Below are 5,635 nucleotides of genomic sequence, written 5' to 3' on the forward strand. Positions count from 1 at the left end.
ACTGGCGCCCGCCGACGCTGAGTACGCTGCTAATTTCTCGGGACAGGAGGTCGACCAGGCCAACCGGTCGACGGCCGCCGCCAACGCTGCCGTCGAAGCCGCGAACAAGGCCGCCGATGCCGTCGACAAGGCACGTAAGGTCGAGCAGACCGCTCGTGAGGCCGAGATCGCCAGGCTGGTCGAGGAGACCGACGAGGCCATCGAGCGGGCGCGGCTCGAGGCGAGCGCGGAGACGGATCAGCTCGAACGGTTCAACCGGGAGCGGACGCAGGAAGCACGCCTGTCCCAAGAGCTGCTGTCGCTCATCAGCTCCGCCGAGTCGGCGCTGCGGGACGGAAGGACCGCGGAGGCTGCGGCGACGGGGCGTAAGGCAGCGGTCCAGCTCATCGAGCGGTCGGGCACCTGGACCCGGGGGGCCGCGGAGTACGCGCTGGCCGGTTCGGACGAGGACGTCGTCCACTGGGTCGAGACGGACCGCGTCATCGCTCTGCGGCAGGACAACCTCGAGAACGTCGCGGCGACCGCCGCGATTTCCACGAAGGACGTGGCCACGGCTGCCGCGGCGGCGCTGAAGACCGAGGACGCCGCGAAGATCAAGACCTTCCTCGAGAGCGGGGCGATCGAGGCGGCCAAGGAAGACAACCGGGTCGAGGTGACCACGCTCCTGGCCGACGACCACACCGGTCCCGCGGTGCGACGCGGGGCTGAGGCCGCGCTGGAAGAGGGCACCGCCGAGGCCCTGCACACCTTCCTGCACGTCGAACGCGCCGCAGCTGTCCGCGAGGACGACCGCGTGAAAGCCACCACCCTCCTGGCGAACGGAGGCCCCTACGTCCAGGCGGCCGCCAAGATCGCGCTCGAGGGCGACACACACATGCTGCGCCAGTTCATCGGGACCACGCAGCACGAGTTCGCGCGGCTCGATCACGATCACGCCACGCACATCAGCGCGATCCGTGCGGCTATCGCGGGCGCGGCCAAGGTCGCGCAGGAAGCACAGGAGGACGCGGCAAAGGCATCCGAGGCGGCAGCCCTCGCACGCAACGCCGCCGAAAAGGCGATCGAGTGGTCCGACCGCGCCAAGGGCTACGCGGCCGACGCCAAGCTGTCCGCCGATGAAGCACGCAAGAACGCCGAGGCCGCCGAAGGGTCCGCGGCCGACGCCGCGCGGTCCGCCGAGACCGCACGTCAGGCGGCCGCCGCGGCCCGCAAGGCGAGCAGCGTGGCGCGGCACGCTGCGACACGGGCCGTGCAGTCCGCCGGTGTCGCCGCGTCCTACGCCGCGGACGCCGCCGCCTCGGCGACGGCTGCCCGCAAGGCGTCACTCGAAGCGGGCAAGGACGCCAACGCGGCGGCCCAAGCCGCGTTCGAGGCCATGGTCCTTGTCATCCAGGCCGCGATGCGCGAGGCGATCCAGAACGCGCTGGACAACGCGACCGTTCCCATCAATCCGGGGGAGAACGGCCTTCCGGAAGGCGCCGAGAGCTGCCTGACACCGTTCGGCGACCCCATCGAATCGGGCAACAGCACCAACCCATGGGAGTTGGGCTGGAGTTGGCTCACCGGAAAGGGTCCCCAGTCGCAGTGCTTCGGGCCGGACGACGAGTTCACCGGTCTCTACCGTGACCACAAGTTCACGAAGGAGGTCATCGCCTTCTTCGCCTCCCGCACGCAGTCCGGGAACTTCGAGCTGGGGCACACCTACCTGTACGACTACCAGCTCGGCGGCTTCGACGGTGCCGGGAAGTACCTCGAGGACTACGGGACGCTCTCCACGGCCGGGCTCACCGGAAACCTGGCGTACACGTTCCTGGGCTCGCACAACGTCCGGATGACTCCCATCCGCAAGAACGCGGACGGCTCCGTGGTGTGGCGGTACACCGCGTTCAACGAATCGGACATCGAGTCCGCGACGCACCCGCCGGTCATCGGGTACACGGACTGGTGGAGCAACACCGTCGGTTCGCTCGTCGACAAGGTCGTGGGCGACTCCGGGCCTATGTCACCCAAGACCCAGGTGATCGAGTTCAACGTTACGCTGGGGCCGTGATGCGCAAGAGGACGAGTGGGCGGTGGCTCGTCGCCGCCCTGGCCGCTTCCGCTGTACTCAACTCGGGGTGTACGGGCTCGGTTGCCACCGAGGAGCTGCCCGGCGTGTACCGCAACGACAAGACCGGCGGCGAGCTCCTGCTCGATTCCGACGGGACGTTCTCCGCCACCGACGTGTCGGCAGACGGATCCTCAGACCCTGCCGACTTCGGTGGCCGCTGGGAGTTTCACGACAGCCAGGCGTCCAGCGACTTCATCTACCTGACGGTTGATGACGGTGGACTCGGCAAGATTTCCGGCATCCAGCTCTACCCGAGCGGCCGGGAAGCGGTTGAGTTCCGTCCCGATCCGGATGGGCCGCCGTCCCTGGAACTCACCAAGACGACCGCACCGTAGATCCTGCGTACCGCACTACGTCCGACGGCGGCCGCCGGGCTGACGGAACATACCTTTCCGCAGCCCGGCTGCCGCCCTTCCGGGTCCGGGCGCGCGACCGTCCGCCGAGCGAGTCTCCGACGGATCGCGTACCGATTCTTTATCAAGATCACTACAACCATTTCCACGGGTGACGCACATCACGACAGCCACCCCGGGGTTGCCCGACTTCTGCCCGATTTCTGAATTGGACTCGCCCACCAACCCCCGCTTCCATTAAGGAACTTGAACCGCAGGGGGCGGTGGAGAGTTTCTCCGGTCGGCTCCTGCCGACTGTCGACTTCTAGGACTGTGATGAAGCCACGCAGCACATTGGCACGCGTTCTTGGCACCGCGACCGCCGCCGGCGCCCTGGCATGGGCCGTGATGGCCGGGGGCCAGCCCTCCAATGCCGCCATCGGAACTGTCGCCGACGCGACGCCCGGATACGCCGTCGAGGACTACAACTACCCGAAGGCCGACGAGATCCTGGCCGAACAGGGCATCCTCCTCAAGCGCGGCGACGGCCGCATCGTGCTCGCCGACTGCGCGAGTGAGAAGAACCTCCTGAAGTTCCTCGCCCGCGATCGGGCGGACGTGTGCTTCAAAGTCACCGGTGAGGAGGGCTTCCTGACTCTGGAGCTCAACTCGGTGCACGGGGTGCGGACCGACGATTCCAGCAACACCCACCTCGAAATGACCGCCGAGGACGAGCGCGTCGAGTACGACATCCCCGCGGAGACCTGGGAGGGAGTCGGCGAGTCCGTCGACGGCCGCGAGCACGTCCTGGTCGAGATCCGAACCACCAAGTAGCTCTGTGATTGAGGTAGCCACCCCCATGCATTCCCCCAGACGTCTCCGCCCGGCCATGCTCGGTACAGTCCTCGCCGCCGGGTCGCTCGCGCTGTGCGCGGTGCCCGCCTCCGCTGTCACCGGTACTCCGGTCGCCGGCTCGGACACCACCTACGCCTACGCCGCCCAGGTCATCATCGGCGAGCACGACCGCGGCTGCGCCGCCGTTCTCGTGGACACCGAGTGGCTGCTGACTGCGGCCAGTTGCTTCGCCGAGGACCCGGCTGTGAGCCTCACCGTGCCCCCGGGTGCCCCGAAGACGAAGACGACCGCCATCATCGGACGCGCCGACCTGAGCGGCACCCAGGGCGCCGAGCGCCGGGTCGTCGAGCTCGTACCGCGCAGCGACCGCGATGTTGTCCTGGCCCGTCTGAACCGCCCCGTGACCAACATCGCCCCCATCCCGCTCGCCACCTCGGCGCCGGTCGCGGGCGAGGAGCTGAAGTTCGCCGGATACGGCCGCACCAAGACCGAGTGGGCCCCGCTCAACCTGCACACCGGCACCTACACGGTGAACTCCGCCACCACCACCGGTGCCACCGTCACCGGCAAGGACGGCGCGGCCGCCTGCTCCGGCGACGCCGGCGGGCCGGTGATCCGCGGCACCGCCCTCGCTGGCCTCAGCAGCCAGTCATACCAGGGCGGTTGCTACGGCACCGACGCCGCCCAGACCAGCACCGACGGCGTCATCTCGCGCGTCGACGACCTGGCTTCGTGGGTGAGCTCCAAGACCGGTGCTGTGCGCATCACCGACTTCAACGGTGACGGCGTCGCGGACCTCGCCATCAGCGACCCCAAGGCCGCCGTGGGCACCACGACCGGTGCCGGCGTCGTCCGTATCGTGTACGGCGGCGGCAAGGGCACCGCCGAAGTCAACCAGGACCTCGACTGGGTCGCCGGCGGCGCCGAGACCGACGACTGGTTCGGCGAGAGCATCGACACCGTCGACTACAACGAGGACGGCTACACCGACCTCGCCGTCGGCACTCCCTCCGAAGACGTCGGCAGCGCCACCGACGCCGGCTTCGTCGACGTGCTGTACGGCGCGCCCGGTGGCCTCGGCACGGGCACGCAGAAGGCCACCCACCTGGAGCAGGGTGCCGGCGCGGGGAGCATCGCCGCATCCGACTCCGAGGCGGGCGACCGCATGGGCCACGCCGTTGCCGCGGGCCAGACCGCCACCGGCGAGCCGTACCTCGTGATCGGCGTACCCGGCGAGGCCCTCGGCACGGTCAAGAAGACCGGCAGCGCCTTCTACCTCCGCGGTGCCACCAACATCGCCATCCACCAGGACAAGACCGACGTCCCCGGCAACGCCGAGGAGAACGACGGCTTCGGCACATCGATCGCGGCCGACGCACACCACATCGCCATCGGTGCGCCCAACGAGAAGATCGGCACCATCGCGGGCGCCGGCGGTGTGGCGCTCTTCTCCCACACGCTGCACGCCGACGGCCACCCCAAGCCGCTGGCCGGTCTGGACCAGGACCTGGCCACCGTCTCCGGTGCCTCCGAGACGGGCGACGCGTTCGGCGCCTCTCTCGCCCTGGTCGAGTACCGCCCGTCCGGAGCCGCGTCCGCCACGGACTCGATCCTGGTCGTCGGATCGCCCGGCGAGGGCCTGGTCGTGGGGAGCGGTGCCGAGAAGGCCCAAGCGGGCCGCGTCGTCACCTTCAAGGTCACCGGCGCGGGCGCGTACACCGAGGAGGACGCCCTCTCGCAGGGCACCGCCGACGACACCGTGGCGGGAACCGCCGAGACCGACGACCGGTTCGGCGAGAAGGTCACGGCGATCAACACCGCACCCCGTGCCGTGAGCTCCGCAGCCAACCTGCGCGTCGCGGTCGGCGTGCCCGGAGAAGCCGTCGGCACGGCCACCAAGGCGGGCGCGGTCGAGACGTTCCCACTGCTCGGTACCGCCGGTGACTCCGAGGTCTGGATCGAGGCGGGCAACGCCCCGGGCCTGCCCGGCACCCCCGCTGCCAACCAGTACGTGGGCCGCAGCATCCACTTCACCGGCACCCACCTGTACATCGGCATGCCCTACGGCCCCTCCCTGGGCGCCGTACACGCACTGCCGTGGGCCAATGTGAGCGGTGGCACGAAGGCGGCCACCACCACCTATAAGCCCGGCTCAGGCGGCCTGCCGTCGGTCGGCGCGCGCTTCGGCTATGCGGCCCGCTAGCCGATCCACGGCCCACTGACGGCCCTGCCCTGCGCCCGATCCCGCCGGCTCAGCCACACGCCGGGACCGGATCCGCGGTGAGACCGTCAACCGTACTGGCGGTCGCGGCGAGCGGCGACCCCAGCTCACAGAGCT

At 69.7% G+C, this 5,635-nt stretch carries 3 protein-coding genes and 1 pseudogene; all 4 read left to right on the forward strand.

Features of this window, described 5'->3' with window-relative positions:
• Positions 1–2,050, forward strand: a pseudogene (locus ACFWI9_RS32595) (hypothetical protein); the annotation flags it as partial.
• Positions 2,050–2,445, forward strand: coding sequence for a hypothetical protein (locus ACFWI9_RS32600; RefSeq protein ID WP_387168421.1), 396 nt, complete (start codon positions 2,050–2,052; stop codon positions 2,443–2,445). The pseudogene ACFWI9_RS32595 and the gene ACFWI9_RS32600, both read left to right, overlap by 1 nt.
• Before the next feature lie 333 nt (positions 2,446–2,778).
• Positions 2,779–3,276, forward strand: a complete 498-nt coding sequence (locus ACFWI9_RS32605) for a hypothetical protein (RefSeq protein WP_387168417.1) — start codon at positions 2,779–2,781, stop codon at positions 3,274–3,276.
• A gap of 55 nt (positions 3,277–3,331) precedes the next feature.
• Positions 3,332–5,500, forward strand: a complete 2,169-nt coding sequence (locus tag ACFWI9_RS32610) for a trypsin-like serine protease (RefSeq protein ID WP_387168419.1) — start codon at positions 3,332–3,334, stop codon at positions 5,498–5,500.
• The last annotated feature ends 135 nt before the right edge of the window (positions 5,501–5,635 follow it).

Source organism: Streptomyces sp. NPDC127084 (assembly GCF_042724175.1).
GTDB lineage: Bacteria > Actinomycetota > Actinomycetes > Streptomycetales > Streptomycetaceae > Streptomyces.

What these genes read in the sequence shown, in the direction of transcription:
- ACFWI9_RS32610 (WP_387168419.1), top strand. Translation starts at nt 3,332, where the DNA reads ATGCTCGGTACAGTCCTCGCCGCCGGGTCGCTCGCGCTGTGCGCGGTG.
- ACFWI9_RS32600 (WP_387168421.1), top strand. Translation starts at nt 2,050, where the DNA reads ATGCGCAAGAGGACGAGTGGGCGGTGGCTCGTCGCCGCCCTGGCCGCT.
- ACFWI9_RS32605 (WP_387168417.1), top strand. Translation starts at nt 2,779, where the DNA reads ATGAAGCCACGCAGCACATTGGCACGCGTTCTTGGCACCGCGACCGCC.